Origin of the sequence: Solibacillus sp. FSL W8-0474, from assembly GCF_038004065.1 — a bacterium.
Classification (GTDB): Bacteria; Bacillota; Bacilli; order Bacillales_A; family Planococcaceae; genus Solibacillus; species Solibacillus faecavium.
Window position 1 is genome coordinate 773,717 of sequence record NZ_JBBOQJ010000001.1, and the last position, 17,615, is coordinate 791,331.

The following is a 17,615-nucleotide window of genomic DNA, read 5'->3' on the forward strand; positions in this document are numbered from 1 at the left end:
GTTTTTTGCAGTTGTGTAAAAGAACAAGGTTTTGTTTTATGAATGCCATTAATGTACGAACATGTATTCTTATATTATAATAGATTAACAAAGATAAATGAGGTGAAATTATGACATTACGAGTCATTTCGGGTCGGGCAGGTACGGGGAAAACAGCTTTTATTCACCGCGAGATTGTGGAGGATTTAAAAACAAATTTGTTTGCCAATCCAATTTTTATTTTAGTACCTGACCAAATGTCATTTACAACAGAGTATGAACTGACGACGAATTATGACATAGAAGGCATGATGCGGGCGCAAGTTATGACATTTAAGCGGTTGGCATGGTATGTACTGCAAAATGAAGGCGGCATTGCACGTGAGCGTATTGATGGCACAGGGTACCGCATGTTATTACGCCGTATTTTGGAAGAACACCAAGAAGAATTTTTACTTTTTAAACGAGCGGCCGGTAAGCGTGGTTTTACGAAGGAAGTCGAACAAATTCTAAAAGAATTCAGTCAGTACCATATTGATGTGGAGACAATTGAGCCACTAATTGATTCACTTAGGGAAAATGGAGCGAGCGAAGTACTGCTCCATAAATTGCATGATTTACAAATTATATTAAAGCAGCTACATGAGCGTATTGGAACGGAATATATTGACGGAGACGGCTACTTTCCAATGCTAATCGAACGCATTCCGAAGATGGAAAGCTTGCGGGATACCCATGTGTATTTAGATGGGTTTGTTTCATTCAATGGACAGGAAATGTCGATCTTAAAAGAGCTTTTAATTTATGCCAAGCGTGTCACAATTGTGCTGCCATTGGAGGACCCCCAGGCTGATATGCTCGAAGGATCTGTATTTTACAGGGCCGCCATGACATATGACAAAATAAAGCATGAACTGCAAAAGCTGCGTTTTGAAAAGGGAATCGACATTGAAGAGGAGCCAAGAGTTCATCTCGAAGTAAATTACCGTGCAAAAAATCAAGACTTGCTGCAAATTGAACGAAGCTTTGACAAAGTTATTGACGCTCCGATTGAATCGACAGGACATGCGCAAATACTGGAAGGTGTAAATCCACGAGCTGAAGTGCAAGGAATTGCCCAGGAAATAAAGCAACTTGTCTTAAAAAAGGGGTTGCGCTATAAAGATATCGGGATTATGTACCGCCAGGCGGATGTATATGAGGCAATTATCGGTACGACCTTTATGCAATACGAGATTCCTTTTTTCTCAAATGAGAAACGGGCGATGCTGTATCATCCGCTTATTGAATTTAGTCGATCTGTGTTGGAAATTATCACAACAAATTGGAAGTATGAGCCGATATTCCGGAGTATTAAAACGGATCTTTTCTTTCCGTATGGAGCGAATTTAATGGCAATGCGGGACAGAGCCGACATTCTTGAAAATTTTGTCATTGCAAAAGGGATTGTCCATGATCGATGGCTAAACGAAGAAGTTTGGCATTATCGTCGTTTTAAATCTTTGGAAAAAGTAAATTCGATACAGACAGAAGATGAATTGGAACATGAACAGCTTTTAAAGTCAATTCGGGATTTAATCCGCGAACCGGTTTTAGCATTGCAAAACCGCTTGAAAGGTAAACGGACAGGCCGTGAAATTGTAGTGGCATTGTACGAGTTTATGGAAAAACTGGATATTTATAAAAAACTTTTAAAAATGCAGGAACAGGAAGAACTGAAAAATGCACTTCATCATTCACTGGAACATGAGCAGGCTTGGAATGGCTGGGTGCATATTTTAGAGCAGTTTGATCTCATGTTCGGCGACAAAATTATGCCGTTGGAAGAAGTGGCACAAATATTAGATGAAGGCTTTGAAACACTGCAATTTTCAAGTGTGCCTCCAACATTGGATGAGGTGACAGTTTCAACCGTTGAGTTTGCACGCTTTGATAATAAAAAGGCGATTTTTGTAATTGGTGTCAACGATGGTGTCTATCCGATGCGTATGGATGCAGGGGGATTATTATCCGATGATGAGCGGGAAGCCTTTGAAAAAATTGATGTTGAATTGGCGCCGGGTATAAAAAGTAGGCTGCTTCAGGAGAGCTTTTTATTTTACCGTGCTATTTCCTCGTCGACACAGTATTTATATATTACGTATGCAAATGCAGATGAGGAAAGTAAAAGTAAGCTTCCGTCGCTTTATATTAATCGACTGCATAAAATGTTCGAGGTTGTGGAAAATCAGGGAATGCACCAGGGGGAAACAGTTCGTACATTACCGCATCGACAAATAGCGATGGATCCTTTGGATGAACAACAAAAAGATAATGTACTGCACTATATACAGCACCCATCCCCGTCGATTGGCTTTTTAATGACACAGCTGAAGCAGGCGCAACTTGAGCGACGTCCGCTCTCAGAGGAATGGGCTGCGTTGAAGGCATTTTATGAACGGGATTCCGAATGGAGAAATGTGCTTAATATCGTGGGGAAACCATTGTATTCAACAAATGAAGCGGAGCCTTTAACAGAAGAAGTTGCTACGGCATTATATGGGGAAAACTTCTTGGCAAGCGTATCGCGCATTGAACGTTTTTACAGCTGTCCATATTCGCATTTTGCTTCTTACGGTCTTAAATTGCAGGAACGTACAGAATTTAAGTTAGAGACATTTGCAATGGGTGATCTATTCCATGAAGCGATTCGGACAATTTTATCGGAAAAAGAGCCGACAATTGCATTGAATACGTATGTAAATTGCTACAAAAAGGCGAATGATACTATTTCTAAGCTCGTCGATTATTTCTCTTATAGCATTTTAAAAAGTAGTCATCGTTTTGAATACATTAAAACAAAGCTTGTGAAAATAGTAGCCCGTACTGTGTATGCTCTTATGAACCAAAGTGAGCTGTCCAGGTTTAAAGCGATTGCCCATGAAAAGCCTTTCGGTAAGCGCGATGACAAAAATACTGAACAAGATGACAACAATCCATTGGATGCACTCGAGATTGAATTGGATCATAACCGCAAAATGTATGTCCGTGGTCAAATTGACCGTATCGATGCATATAAAGACGCAGAAAATTTATATTTGCGTGTCATTGATTACAAATCAAGTGGCCGCAAACTTGATTTTACTGAAGTATATAATGGGATATCCCTGCAGCTCTTGACCTATTTGGATGTGGCGATGAAAAACATTCCGATTATCGCACGTGAAGGTAAATTTATTCAGGACTTATCAGAGCTGGAAAACATTATTGTCCAAGCGGCTGGAATGTTCTATTTACATGTACACAATCCGCTTATTCCAACTGAAGATTACGAAGAACAGGACCGGGTGGAAAATTTACGTCAAGAGAAGTTTAAATTAAGTGGCTATATGTTAAAGGATGTAGAAATCGCACAACTAATGGATCAATCCCTCGAACCGAATAAAACTTCCATTATTGTTCCAGCTGCATTTAAAAGTGGCGAGGATCCTGAATTTAATAACCGCTCGTCAAAAGTGATCGAACAGGGACAAATGGAAAACCTACAAGAGTTTGTTCATTATAAATTCCGTCAGGCAGGGAATAAAATTTACGAGGGCAATACAGAAATCAAACCGTATAGCCTAGGCAACCAAAAAGCCTGTACATTTTGCAGCTATAAAGCGGTATGCCAATTTGATCAAGCAGAGACGGGTAATAGTTTCAATGAAATAAAGAAACAGCCGGAGCAAGAAGTATTTAAAAATATTGAAAAGGTGGTGTGTGTTCATGACGATTCCAGCGAAGCCGAATGACGTTCAATGGACGGATGTACAGTGGAAAGCCATCTATGCATCCGGTCATGATATATTAGTATCTGCAGCCGCTGGTTCAGGGAAGACGGCTGTTTTAATTGAGCGGCTTATTCAAAAAATTGTAGCGCCGGAAGAAAAACGCATTGATGTTGATGAGCTGCTAGTTGTAACCTTTACGAATGCATCCGCTGCAGAAATGCGGAATCGAATGGCAGAAGCACTCGAAAAAGCCCTTACTGAAAATCCAAGCAACCTTTTTCTGCGCAGACAATTAAGTTTATTAAACAAAGCGCAAATTTCTACACTGCATTCGTTTTGTTTATCGATTTGCCGTGAATATGCATACACAATTGATTTAGACCCTGGTTTTCGCCTGGCAAGTACAGAAGAAGCTTCGTTATTGCAAGATGATGTGCTAATGGACGTGTTGGAAAAAGCGTACCGTGGCGATATGGAAACGCTCTTTACGAAAGAGGAGCTTTATACATTGATTGATAGCTTTGCGTCAGACCGAAGTGACCAGGCAATTGAACTATTGTTGCAGGAAATGTACAAAGTTTCACGCGTGCAGCCTAATCCGTACGAATGGCTGCAAACATTGCCGGAAAAATACGATATTGATCCGAACAGTCCAATAGATGATTTAGCGATTGCACAAGAAGTCCGTCCGTTTATTATTGCAAGCTTGAAGGAGATTGCAGCCCGCCTTGAGAAAGGTTTGCACATTGTTTCGGTCGTGCCCGCTTTAGAAAAAAACAAGCCATTGTTTGCAGCGGAATATACAGGGGTGACACATGTATTAAATGCGATGGAAAATGGTTCGTGGGAGCAAGCTTATGAGTTAATCCCTTCCATTGAGTTTGGACGGATTAAACCGTTGACGAAAAAAGATACGGAAGAAGACAAAGCATCGTATGCGGTGGCAAAAAATCACCGTGACACAGCTAAAGAAATGCTGAATTCATTAAAGGACACATTTTTTGCCCGACATCCAAAGCTCTATGTACAGGAAATGGCGGCAACAAAGCCTATTTTAGAAACGCTAGTAAAGCTAACAATTGAGTATAGTGAAGCGTTTAAATTAGCCAAACAAGAGCGCGGCTTACTGGATTTCTCGGATTTAGAGCATTATGCTTTGGAAATATTAACGGATCCACAGAGTGATTCCAAACGACCGCAACCATCCGATGTGGCACGCACCTTCCAAAAACGTTTCAAAGAAGTTCTTGTCGATGAGTATCAGGATGTGAATTTCTTACAGGAAACGATTTTACAACTTGTGAAAAGCGGCGGAGAGCAGGACGGGAATATGTTCATGGTTGGTGATGTGAAGCAAAGTATATACGCGTTTCGACTTGCAGAGCCGCGCCTATTTCTTGAGAAATATAAGCGCTTTGAAGAGAATCCATCCGATACAGGAATGAAGATTGATTTAAATGCCAATTTCCGTAGTCGCTCCGAAGTGCTGGAAGGTACGAACTATGTATTCGAGCAAATTATGGATGAGGAAGTTGGGGAAATTGCGTATGATGAGCAGGCAAAATTAAAATTTGGAGCTAGCTATGATGCGCAGCAAGTACCAATTGAGCTTGTGTTGCTGGAAGGTGACTCGAAGTCACAAAACGTACCTGGTCAAGATGAAGGTGCTGAAGAAGAAAGCATTAGCACAGCTCAGCAAGAAGCGCGCTACATTATTCAACGCATTCGCGATTTAGTTGACAATGGTGGACAGGTGTACAATCCGAAAACGAAGTCGATGCGTTCAGTCAGCTACCGGGATATCGTCGTATTAATGCGTTCCCGTACATGGTATACGACCTTTGCGGAGGAATTTAAACTAGCAGGTCTTCCGCTATATGCTGAAACAGATGGAGGCTATTTTGAATCATTGGAAGTAATGATTATGATTAACACGCTAAAAGTAATCGACAATCCATATCAGGATATTCCCCTCGCCTCTGTTCTGCGGGCACCGTTCATTGGACTGACGGAAAATGAATTGGCGAAAATCCGACTAGTGAACGGGAAAGTACCGTTCTACGAGGCATTAAAACAGTATAAAGAAGAAGCGAAGGGCGAAATGCCGATTGAAACAGAAGCTAAGCTTGACAGATTTTTCGCATTGCACGACAAGTGGCGTAATTTTAGCCGTCATGGTGCGCTCGCTGATTTAGTTTGGCAAGTATATTTGGATACAAATTACTTCGAAATGGTCGGTGCGATGTCCAACGGGAAGCAACGACAGGCAAATTTACGTGCACTTCATGACCGTGCACTGAGCTATGAGAAAACATCGTTCCGTGGCTTGTTCCGATTTTTACGATTTATCGACCGTATGCATTCAAGAGGAGACGATTTAGGTGTTGCGAAATCCACAAGTGAAGCGGATGATGTAGTGACTTTGTTGACAATCCATAAATCGAAGGGACTTGAATATCCGGTCGTATTCGTTGCCGGCATGAGTCGTACATTTAATACGAAAGATTTAGGGAACCGCTATATTTTTGATCAAGATTTTGGATTAGCGATTAAATCAGTAAATCCCGACCTAAATATTATTTCCACTTCTCTTCCACATTTGTATGTGAAGGAAAAGAAATTGGCCAAAATGAAAGCTGAGGAAATGCGTGTATTGTATGTGGCGATGACTCGGGCAAAAGAACGGCTTATTTTAGTCGGCTCGATTAAAGATTGGGAAAAGCAAAAAGAAGAGTGGACATTTTATCAGGAATTGAAAGAAACCGTACTTCCGGCATATATCCGTTCAAAGGCAAATAGTTATTTAAGCTGGGTTGGACCAGCTGTTGCTCGTCACCAAGACTTCCTCTTTGTAAGTTATGGGTATTCGAACAAAGCTACAACAACACCGGAGTGGTCGATTACGGTAATACCGAATCGTGACTATTTAACAACAACTGAAGTAGAGGTAGTGGAAGAGGAAGTAGTGCAGGAGGTTGTAAATGAGGATATCGTTCAGCTACTGACGGAACGCTTTACTACACCGTATTCTTACAAGGATGCCGTAACGAAAAAGTCCAAAACGTCAGTTTCAGAGCTTAAACGTATGGAAAGCCTGCAGCAGATGGAAGAGGAGCATTTATACAATTCCGAAGCAAAACGTTATGTAAACACAGAAGTACCAAGCTTTATGCTAAAAGAGAAGAAAAAACGAAAGCTTTCTGCTACGGAAGTAGGTACGGCTGTGCATGCCGTTATGCAACATATTCCGCAGAATGGCTTTGCTACAATTGAAGAAACGGAACACTTTATACAATCCCTTGTCGATCGCCAATTACTTCAACAACTAGAGGCGGACGCGGTATCCGCTGAAAAGGTATATGCCTTTTTCGGAACAGAAGTAGGACAACGCTTTAAAACGGCGAAGGAAATTTTAAGAGAAGTACCGTTTACAATGAGTTTGAAGGATGAAGACGGTGACGCGCAAATCATACAAGGGGTCATTGACTGTATATTTGAAGATGCAGAAGGTAAATGGGTACTCCTGGACTATAAAACGGATTATATTGAACAGATGATTTTAGACGATTTAGAGAAAATTAAACGAAAAATGACAAAATCCTACCAGATTCAATTAAACTATTATCAGCATGCTGTACAAACCATAAAACGTATCGAAATAAGCGAACGTATTTTGTATTTATATAGCATTGGACTAGAAGTGAAAATAGATTAGGGGGATAAAAGGTGGATTTTCGCCCAGTAGGTACGAATGAGCGTATAGCAACGCTTGATATTTTACGAGGATTTAGTTTGCTCGGGATTCTATTAGTAAATATGTTTGGCTTTTATTTACCGATGCCACATATTGCGGATTTAAGCGGCTGGTTTAGTGAAGTACAGGATATTGTACTTCACCAGCTTTTGGATATATATGTTCAAAGTAGTTTTTATCCGTTATTTTCTATGCTTTTCGGGTATGGTTTAGCAATGCAGTATGTAAAAGCAAAAGAAAAGGGCATTAATTTCTATCTATTTGCTCCAAAACGTCTCTTGCTTATCTTCTGCATTGGAATGTTTCACGCCATTCTTATTTGGTGGGGCGATATTTTAGCAATGTATGCATTTTGTGGTGTATTTTTAATTGCACTTATCCGTCTGCCGGCAAAATGGCTTTTACTAGTAGCAATTGCTGTAAATGGTTTGTATCATGGATTTAATTTAAGCTTGTATGCAATGGCTGGCTTTTTTACAACATCAACAGATTCAATATCTGTAAATATTGATGCGATTCAAAGTGCAGTGACAGCTTATGGTATTGGTAGTTGGACAGATGCATTTGTGCAGCGTCTCGATGATTTGGCAGTACAAATGAGTCTATTTATGTGGATATCCTCATTATTTACAATTTTACCTTATATGTTGATCGGTGCTGCCCTTGCAAAATGGCGTCTAATCGAACGGGCAAAGGAAAAAATTGTTTTATGGTTTGTTTTAGCGATAATTGGAGTCGCTGGCGGACTGTATGTGAAAAGCCTGCCGATTTCCGGAGCTCAAACGATTGGTAATGAGTATTTACAAGTTTATATTGGCGGTCCTATTTTAGCAGTCGGCTATATAGCGGTTGTAACATTGTTAACGCAGCTATCGTTCGTTGTGAAGCTTTTGTCTCCAATCGCTACCGCGGGACGTATGTCGTTGACTCTTTACATTATGCAATCTGTTATTTGTACGGTGCTGTTTTATAAATGGGGCTTCGGTCTTTACGGAAAAGTGGATGTGCAAATGGGGATTTATATGGCAATTGGAATCTTCGTCATTCAAGTGTTATTTGCAGAACTTTATTTTTCAAAATTTAAACAAGGACCATTGGAAATATTAGTGAAAAAATTGACTTATGGTAAGTTCGCTTCTTGGAAATAAAACCTATTATTATGTAAATTTATAGGGAGAAAGCTTAGTTTTACAGAATAATATTATTTTGTCAGAAAAGTAAGGCAATTATTTTATTTTTAATGTATGATGTAAAAAAACAGAAGGAGTGCTCCACGTTATGAAATTGTTATCATTTATAGTAAACGAACAAGTAAAGTTTGGCCCTAAAGTGAAAAAAGAAGAGGCAGTATGGGATGTTGTCGAAATTCAAAAACAACTCAATGTACTAAAAGACTTTCCGGAAACAATTATCGACGGGATAGCACACGGCTATGAATTTGTAGAGCAAGTTCGTAAATTAGTAGAGGCAGCACAAAAGCATGAAGATGGTGCTAAATTCAAATTAGCATATTCTAATATAGAATGGTTGTCGCCGGTTCCTCGTACACCGAAAAATATCATGTGTGTCGGCAAAAATTATAATGACCATGCAATTGAAATGGGTGCAGAGAAAGCACCGGAAGATATGGTAGTATTCACTAAATCCCCAACTGCGATTGCATCTGATGAATCGACATTATCTGTTCATGCAGAATTTACGGATTCTCTTGATTATGAAGGAGAATTGGCGATTGTAATCGGTAAGCAAGGCAAAAATATTCCTAAAGCAATGGCGTATGATTACGTATTTGGCTATACAATTGCTAATGATATTACAGCGCGTGATTTACAAGAAAAACATAAACAATATTTCCTAGGAAAAAGCTTGGAAGGCAGCTGTCCTATGGGTCCATATTTAGTTACAAAAGATGAAATTCCAGATCCGCATACATTAACGATTGTAACGAAGGTGAATGGGGAAGTTCGTCAAAACGGTTCGACAAAAGATATGATGTTTACCGTCTCGGATATTATTTCAATTATTTCAAAATATGTAACGCTGGAGCCGGGCGATGTTATTTTAACAGGCACGCCAGCCGGAGTTGGAAAAGCAATGAATCCACCTAAATTTTTAAAAGCCGGTGATGAGGTAAAAGTTTCAATTGAAGGCATTGGGACTCTGGCAAACCGATTTGTTTAATATAATTCATTTATTATGACCTATTCTTTTGTTACTTGGACGAATCCATTGAATTTATACATGCTAGCATGGTAGGATATTTCGTGTAGATAATAAATAGAAGAGGTGGAAAATTCATGGATTTCTTATCAAGCTCAACACACTTGCACATTACAGCATGGGCACTTGCATTAATCCTATTTTTTGTAGCTGCTTTAGCAGGGAAAAAATTAACAGCTGTTCACATGACTTTACGTGTAATGTATATTTTAGTGATCATTACTGGTCTGGCTTTATTCTTAGAATGGCGCGATAAAATTGCTGAAAGCGGCATGAACTATGATATGAAAGTGTTATTTGGTATTTTAGTAATCGCATTCATGGAAATGGTATTAGTTCGTAAAAACAAAGGCAAGTCTGTTAATATGTTCTGGGTACTATTCGGTATCGTTTTACTAATAACATTATACTTAGGTATGAGCATGGGTATCGGTATAAACTTCTAATAAAGGCAAGGTGTGCAAAAAGTAAATTTAACTTTTTGCACCCTTTTTAATTTAATCAACTCTATATTTTCTATCATTCATTCCCCTCTATTTATCCTCCAACTGTATAAAAGGTAATATAATTTGCTATTCTTTAATTCATACACATTTTTGTCACGTATTTGTTGCATTTCCTACAAATAACTTTTGTAATCATAGATACGTGTATAGGTTTTTTGGTAAAATGACGTTGGATTGTATGTGAAAGAGAGGGAAATAAATTGAGATTTAATAAATGGCTTAGTGCACTTACTGCAGGTGTGGTACTTTCGACTTCATTGTCATTTGCATCATTAGCAAATGCTGAAGAAAATCGTACAATTGCAGATGAAAGTATATATGACATTTTAGTGGACCGCTTTTTTAATGGAACAGGCAAAAACGATGATCATACTGTAAATGCCCAAGACCCGACAATGTTTGCGGGTGGTGATTTCGATGGAGTCTTAAAAAAGATTGATTATGTGACGAATATGGGCTATACAATGCTTTCAGTAGGCTCAGTTTTTGCAACAGAAAAATATGACGGTTCAATGCCGACAAGCTATACACTACTAGACCCTCGTTTTGGTACAGCTGATGAATTTAAGAAAATGGTAAGTTCATACCAAAAGCGTGAAATGAAAATAATGGCTGATTTCCCTATTACAGATGTTAGTCCAAACCATGAACTTGCAGAAAAGCAAGGGTATGTGGCGAGTACAAATGATGGGAAAATACAGTGGGATTTAACAAATGAAGAAGTACAAAACGAAATTATCGACAACGCTGTACAATTTGTGGATACATACGGACTGGACGGCGTTCGTCTAACGAATATTGAACAAGTGGAGACAGCATTTTTAAATCGCTTGATTGAGCAATTAAAAGCTACGGGTGCCTATGTAATTGCAAATGCAGAAAGTGATGCCGATTTTGATGCGAAATTTTATAATGATGTCGCATCAAAATTTACAAATTCCTTTAAAAATGTTGATTTAGATACTTCAGTGTTAGAGCCATATATTGAAGAGACAATATCAGACACACCTGTTTTGACAATGACTGATACAATTTGGTCTGACCGTTTTACTTTAGCTGCAACGGCTGAAGGGATGTACCCTCCAACACGGAGTAAAATTTCGATTGCAAGCACACTATTATTGCCGGGTGTGCCAGTCGTTCAATACGGTTCTGAAATTGCAATGAATGGTACTGCCGGTGAAGAGGCACATCAATACTATAATTTTAAGACAGATTCAGAACTGGCGGATTATGTTGGAAAGCTTCAATCTTTACGAAATGATTCAGATACATTACGTAATGGCGAATTTAAGTGGCTTGAAAATGAAGATGGCTATATCGTATTTGAGCGGAAATCTGACACGGAAACATGGATTGTTGTTATTAACAATAGTAGTAAAACAAAACGTGTCCATATCCCTGTAGCAGAGCTCGGGGAAGGAAAAGAAATCCGTGGGATGTTCAATAGTGAAATCATTCGTGAAAATAAAGATAATAACTATACGATCATTTTAGACCGTGAAATGGTTGAGGTGTATCAGGTCATCGATGCGCGAGGAATTAATACTTCCTATATTGTGGCACTTGGACTAGTTGTTGTACTTTATACGGCATTCATGATTGTCATTATGAAACGTGGGAAACAACGCCGCGCCAATTCAGCAAAATAAAATGAAATAGCCCGGAAAAGTGAATATCTCGCTTTTCCGGGCTATTTTTAATAATTGGACTTAATTCGGTAACGAGATTTATAGTTTCAGTCGATCCTGCAAAAACTTAGCGATACCATCTTCATTATTGGATAACGTAATTTCGTTGGCGATATTTTTTAAATCATCAATTCCATTACTCATCGCTACACCAATTCCGGCATACTCAATCATTTCAAAATCATTGTCCTCGTCGCCAAATGCAATGATCCGCTCACGTGGAATACCCATTTCTTTTGAAATGAAGTCAATACCAATTGCTTTACTTAACCCTTTATGCACGATTTCAATAATCGGGAAAGGTGCACCCCAGCGTCGATGCTCGATCAGCTCGGCGTGTACATCGTGCAAATGTTTGCGGATAATCGGCGTATTTACATCATCTGCCTGAATTAATAAACTCGTTGGATTTTCCTTTAATGTCTTTTTGAGATCACCCATTAAAATATTAGGACTGCCCATATTAAACATTTCGTGTACTTTTTCATCTTCGCGATGGAGATATACATCATCCATTACTTCGGCAATTAAATTATCATATTCATATTTATGGACTGATTCAACAACGTCATGGACTACACCTAAATCCACAGGTGTATGAATCGTTTTCCACATCGGATTTTTAGGGTGGTGGATAAGCGCACCATTAAAATTGACAATAGGTGTCGTTAACTCCAATTCTTTATAATAGGGAAGACTAGCCCGGAAAGGACGTCCTGTCGCAATCATTACTTGATGTCCTGCTTGCTTTGCCTTAAACAATGTTTCCTTTGTAAGGGAGGAAATCTTCTTATCATCCGTCAATAATGTTCCGTCTAAATCCAATACTATTAAATGTTCGTTCATGAGAATAAGCCTCCTTTAGCATGGGTATTATTGTAACGTGAAAAATTAACATTCGTCAAAGTTTTGAAACAATCGTGAAGTTTTGATATGGTTAAGGCGAGGTGAGAAAAATGATTGTTAAGCAAGAGTTATGGAAATCCATTCCATTATTGCATGTGTATGATGAAACGATGGACGAACATACACCCGTCGTTATTTTTTTACATGGATTCTTAAGTGCAAAGGAACATAATCTTCATTATGCATATCAGTTTGTGCAAAAAGGTATCCGAGTTATACTTCCTGATGCGATCATGCATGGAGATCGATCAGATTATTTAACGGATGAACAGATGAACTATAACTTTTGGAAAATTGTTTTAAAATCGATTGAAGAAGTACATACACTTTATGAAGAATTGAAACTAAAAAAAATGGTAGGCGACAAAATTGGCGTTGCCGGAACGTCAATGGGTGGTATTGTAACATCTGGTTGTTTAACCATCTATCCGTGGATTCAGGCTGCTGGTATTTGCATGGGGACAACAAGCTACACGAAGGTCGCACTTCATCAAGTTGAGGAACTAAAGCAAAAGGGTGTTCAACTTCCAATATCTGAACAACAGCAAAGTGCTTTGTTCCAGATGCTTGGCAAATATGATATGGAACAGCATGAAGCATTGTGGGCAAACAAACCAATAATATTTTGGCATGGTGAAAAAGATACGGTCGTTCCATTTAGTATGAGCAGACCTTTTTATGAACAACTTAAAAAAGAAGGAAGGGCAGCGAATATTCAATATATCGCAGAGCCAAAAGCAGGACATGCCGTTTCAAGAAATGGTATTTTACAAGTAACGGATTTCATTGCACAACGTTTGGCATAAAGCATTCATTCTGCTATGATAGACGATAACACTATGTCGAAAGGGGAAACAAAAAATGGCGATTGATCAAGATATGAAAGACAGCATGCTCGGAGCTTTAGAAAATGTAATCGACCCTGAGCTAGGCATCGATATTGTCAACTTAGGTTTAGTATATGAAGTGGATTTAACAGAAGAGGGCTTAGCGATTGTTACAATGACCTTAACATCAATGGGGTGCCCGCTTGCACCAGTAATCGTGGATCAAGTAACAACAGCATTAAATGAATTACCGGAAGTAAAAGAGGTAAAAGTTGATATCGTATGGCAGCCGGCATGGTCTAAAGACAATATGTCACGCTACGCAAAAATGGCTTTAGGTATCCGTTAATAAAAAATATTAAATCGATTATTTTGCAGAAGCAAAATAATCGATTTTTATTTTTGGATTTAAAGTAATTTTAATCAATCCTGCATATTTCAAGAGGGCAGTTTGAACATTCAATATTATGCTTTAAATAGTCCATGTTTAATACGGTAATATAGTTTTCCTCTATTTTAATGATTTTCTTTTCACATAATTCCTTTAACATGATTTTGATTAAGTCTGGACTTGTTGCACATAAATTGGCAAGATCGATAGGAGTTAAGGCTAACATTATATTTATTTCGTTTAAAGAGCAGAATTCTCCATAAGTATTGGAAAGACGTATTAATGTTGAATATAGTGCGCCTTGTTTACCGTATAATACTAAGTCTCGAAGACGTGATTGGTTTTTCAAGTTTTCTGTTTGTAACCAGTTTAAATATGCGGTTAACATCGAATAATTATTAATGAAGTGTTTTTCTAAAATATTAGGATGGATTGCTAAAAGTTCTGAATCTACAAGTGCTTGTGCTGTTGTAGTATGAAAAGGATAAGGAGCAAAAACTAAATTTTCACCAATTATACTATTTGTTCCACAAATACGAATAGTCAATTCTTTACCACTTGGAGCTTTTTTACCGATTTGCACGTTTCCGCTTTTAATAAGGAAAAGAGAATTACAGCGCTCACCTTCCTGGAAAATACGCATTCCTTTCTCGACATTCAGAATTGTTCCTTCCTTTTGAATCAGTAATACTATTTCTTTAGGAGTTGTTTTTAACATTTTAGTCATTACCTCATTTTCAAAATTACGTAGTTGGGACAATAAGGTTTAATTAATTACCATTTATTGTTAAAATATCATAACATATTTTGTAGAATAAAAAAGGTATGTGTAAAAATTTGTGAGTTGACTAATTTTGACCTATAATAAAATTAGTCAGTAAAGGTCAAACTATCGGGAGGATGCAATATATGCAATTTAACCAAACACAAGACAATCGTCCGCCTTTAGAGCAATTTGGACGTAATTTAATTGAACAAGTAAAGAATGGCAAGATGGACCCGGTTATTGGACGTGATGAGGAAATTCGCAATGTTATCCGGATTTTATCGCGCAAAACAAAAAATAACCCTGTATTGATTGGCGAACCAGGTGTTGGTAAAACAGCTATTGTGGAAGGCTTGGCGCAACGAATCGTACGACAGGATGTACCGGAAGGATTAAAGGATGCTCAGTTATATGAGCTGGATATGAGTGCGCTCATCGCCGGCGCTTCTTACCGTGGTCAATTTGAAGAACGTTTGAAATCCGTGTTAAAGCAAGTGAAAGATTCAGATGGAAGTATCATTTTATTTATCGATGAAATTCATACAATTGTAGGTGCCGGAAAAAGTGATGGTGCCATGGACGCAGGTAATATGCTTAAACCGATGCTTGCACGAGGGGAGTTGCATTGCATTGGTGCGACGACATTGGATGAATATCGTATGTATATTGAAAAGGATCCTGCTTTGGAACGTCGATTCCAGCAAGTTCTAGTACGTGAACCATCCATTGAGGACACGGTATCCATTCTGCGCGGTATTAAAGACCGTTTTGAAGAGCATCACCGTGGTGTTCGTATTCATGACCGCGCCATTATTGCAGCAGCACAGTTAGCCAATCGCTATGTTACAGACCGTTTTTTACCGGACAAAGCAATAGATTTAGTTGATGAGGCATGTGCCATGATTCGAATTGAAATCGATTCAATGCCGCAGGAACTAGATCAATTAACACGCCGACTTACTCAGCTTAAAATTGAACAACAAGCGTTGAAGAAAGAAAAGGATGATGCGAGTAAAAAACGTCTGGAAATCCTTACAAATGAAATCGATACTTTAGACGCTTCAATGCAATCGATGAAAGAACAATGGGAACTTGAGAAAAACGGTTTGCAAATTGTACGCGATAAAAAAGACAAACTGAAAAAATATGAAGCAGAACGTGATCAACTGTTCGTTTCCGGCAACAATTTAGCGCGAGCAAGTGAACTGCAGTACAGTATCATTCCGCAACTGGAAAAAGAACTTGGAGAATTGGAAAAGCAGCTTAAAGATTCAGAAGGCAACCGCATGCTGCGCGAAGAAGTAACAGAAGATGAAATTGCAAAAATTATATCCCGTTGGACAGGTATTCCGGTAACGAAGCTTGTTGAAGGGGAACGTGAAAAGTTATTGCGATTAAAAGATACATTACATGACCGTGTTGTTGGACAAGATGATGCAGTCACTTATGTAGCAGAGGCAGTATGGCGTGCTCGCTCCGGTATTAAGGATCCTAATAAGCCAATTGGAAGCTTCCTGTTCCTAGGGCCAACAGGTGTCGGTAAAACAGAATTGGCAAAAGCACTAGCAGAACAATTATTTGATTCGGAAGACCATTTTATCCGCATCGATATGAGCGAGTATATGGAGAAGCACTCTGTATCCCGACTTGTCGGAGCGCCACCTGGTTATATTGGTTATGAAGAAGGTGGACAGCTAACAGAGGCAGTACGCCGTAATCCGTATTCAGTTGTACTATTAGATGAAATTGAAAAGGCTCATCCGGATGTAGCGAATATTTTACTGCAATTATTGGATGATGGTCGAATTACCGATAGCCAGGGTCGAGTAGTAAACTTTACGAATACGGTTGTTATTTTAACGTCTAATATTGGGTCGCAATTTTTACTGGAGGCGTCTGATGATTCCGAGAAGCTTGTACAGACGGCTTTGCGTCAGCATTTTAAGCCAGAGTTATTAAATCGAATGGACGATATTATCATTTTCCATGCATTGTCGGAAGAACACTTCCATGCAATTGCCTGGAAATATGTAAAGCAGCTACAGGAAAGAGTTGCAGAACAGGAAATTACGTTGCATGTACGTAAGGAAGTAGTGGACTGGATTGTAGAACATGGCATTGATCCCCAATATGGTGCACGTCCATTAAAACGCTTCGTTCAGCGCCACTTGGAAACAATTGTTGCGCGGGAACTGTTAAAAGGTGTAGTAACAGCGGGTGGTGTACTGGAAATTATGCTGGAAAATGATGAACTGGTGATTTCCCAGAAGTAGAAGATATGAAATAAAATTAAATGACAAGGGGCTGTCCAGTATAATACCGGACAGCCCCTTGTCATCTATTAATGTTGCTCTGCTTCCATGTCTGGAGTTGATTCGTTTGGAATGATTGCAGCGATAATAAGTACTAATACGCTGAATACTAATGATACGATTACGCCATTCATGAAATTAAAGTTTACACCTAATACAGAACTTACTACATAGTTAGTCATTGTTACTAAAAGGAATGACCAAAAGAAAGTAATAATATATTGCATCAATTTCACCTCATTGAACTTATTTATATCGTTATTTTGAAATTACATCTTCAATATCATACCACAAGCCTTCATGAAAATAAAAGGGGGAATACAACTTTTCGCTAAGATGTCATAAAGTGAATATTCCGTACCGTAAAAACATGGTTATTGTCTTTTCTATAAATTTTAATTGTTTTCAAAATACTTATACTTTATAATTAGTACCAGATACTAATATTTAGTGATTATTTTATGTTATTCAGCAGAAGGTTTGGGTTGGATATGTTTGAAAACAAGGGGGA

12 protein-coding genes are annotated in these 17,615 nt (G+C 38.6%); 9 read left to right on the plus strand and 3 right to left on the minus strand.

The annotated features are described in order from the left end of the window. Positions 1-110 precede the first annotated feature (110 nt). The 6 genes from addB (at position 111) to NYE67_RS03780 (ending at position 11,863) form a co-directional block, all read left to right on the plus strand. Positions 111-3,752 carry a helicase-exonuclease AddAB subunit AddB gene (addB, locus tag NYE67_RS03755; protein ID WP_340729239.1) on the plus strand — a complete coding sequence of 1,214 codons (3,642 nt, stop codon included), beginning with the start codon at positions 111-113 and terminating at the stop codon, positions 3,750-3,752. Beyond that, complete coding sequence (gene addA / locus NYE67_RS03760; RefSeq protein WP_340729240.1) at positions 3,727-7,446, plus strand: helicase-exonuclease AddAB subunit AddA; 3,720 nt, start codon at positions 3,727-3,729, stop codon at positions 7,444-7,446. Before addB ends, addA begins: the two co-directional genes overlap by 26 nt. A gap of 11 nt (positions 7,447-7,457) precedes the next feature. Next, entirely contained in the window at positions 7,458-8,633 is a 1,176-nt protein-coding gene (locus NYE67_RS03765; protein ID WP_340729241.1) for a DUF418 domain-containing protein, read from the plus strand. 130 nt (positions 8,634-8,763) lie between these two features. Next, positions 8,764-9,666, plus strand: coding sequence for a fumarylacetoacetate hydrolase family protein (locus NYE67_RS03770; protein ID WP_340729242.1), 903 nt, complete (start codon positions 8,764-8,766; stop codon positions 9,664-9,666). A gap of 116 nt (positions 9,667-9,782) precedes the next feature. Continuing rightward, positions 9,783-10,151 (plus strand): YisL family protein, encoded by a 369-nt coding sequence (locus NYE67_RS03775; protein ID WP_340729243.1) that lies wholly within the window; start codon positions 9,783-9,785, stop codon positions 10,149-10,151. A 260-nt stretch (positions 10,152-10,411) separates the two neighbouring features. After that, positions 10,412-11,863 carry an alpha-amylase family glycosyl hydrolase gene (locus NYE67_RS03780; RefSeq protein ID WP_340729244.1) on the plus strand — a complete coding sequence of 484 codons (1,452 nt, stop codon included), beginning with the start codon at positions 10,412-10,414 and terminating at the stop codon, positions 11,861-11,863. Between the two features lie 78 nt (positions 11,864-11,941). Here NYE67_RS03780 and NYE67_RS03785 read toward each other — a convergent pair whose 3' ends face one another. Further along, on the minus strand, positions 11,942-12,748 hold the full coding sequence (locus tag NYE67_RS03785) for a Cof-type HAD-IIB family hydrolase (protein WP_340729245.1): 807 nt from the start codon (positions 12,746-12,748) through the stop codon (positions 11,942-11,944). A gap of 110 nt (positions 12,749-12,858) precedes the next feature. Between NYE67_RS03785 and NYE67_RS03790 the strand changes: the two genes are divergently transcribed. Together NYE67_RS03790 and NYE67_RS03795 are read left to right on the plus strand one after the other, a co-directional pair. Beyond that, on the plus strand, positions 12,859-13,614 hold the full coding sequence (locus tag NYE67_RS03790; protein WP_340729246.1) for a prolyl oligopeptidase family serine peptidase: 756 nt from the start codon (positions 12,859-12,861) through the stop codon (positions 13,612-13,614). Positions 13,615-13,675: 61 nt separating this feature from the next. Continuing rightward, positions 13,676-13,984, plus strand: coding sequence for a metal-sulfur cluster assembly factor (locus tag NYE67_RS03795; protein ID WP_191702620.1), 309 nt, complete (start codon positions 13,676-13,678; stop codon positions 13,982-13,984). 70 nt (positions 13,985-14,054) lie between these two features. On the opposite strand, the gene NYE67_RS03800 is transcribed toward NYE67_RS03795, so the two are convergent. Next, positions 14,055-14,744, minus strand: coding sequence for a Crp/Fnr family transcriptional regulator (locus NYE67_RS03800; protein WP_340729247.1), 690 nt, complete (start codon positions 14,742-14,744; stop codon positions 14,055-14,057). A 191-nt stretch (positions 14,745-14,935) separates the two neighbouring features. Between NYE67_RS03800 and NYE67_RS03805 the strand changes: the two genes are divergently transcribed. Then, positions 14,936-17,065 (plus strand): ATP-dependent Clp protease ATP-binding subunit, encoded by a 2,130-nt coding sequence (locus NYE67_RS03805; RefSeq protein ID WP_340729248.1) that lies wholly within the window; start codon positions 14,936-14,938, stop codon positions 17,063-17,065. Positions 17,066-17,133: 68 nt separating this feature from the next. On the opposite strand, the gene NYE67_RS03810 is transcribed toward NYE67_RS03805, so the two are convergent. Further along, positions 17,134-17,331 carry a YjzD family protein gene (locus tag NYE67_RS03810; protein WP_191698628.1) on the minus strand — a complete coding sequence of 66 codons (198 nt, stop codon included), beginning with the start codon at positions 17,329-17,331 and terminating at the stop codon, positions 17,134-17,136. Positions 17,332-17,615: the final 284 nt, after the last annotated feature.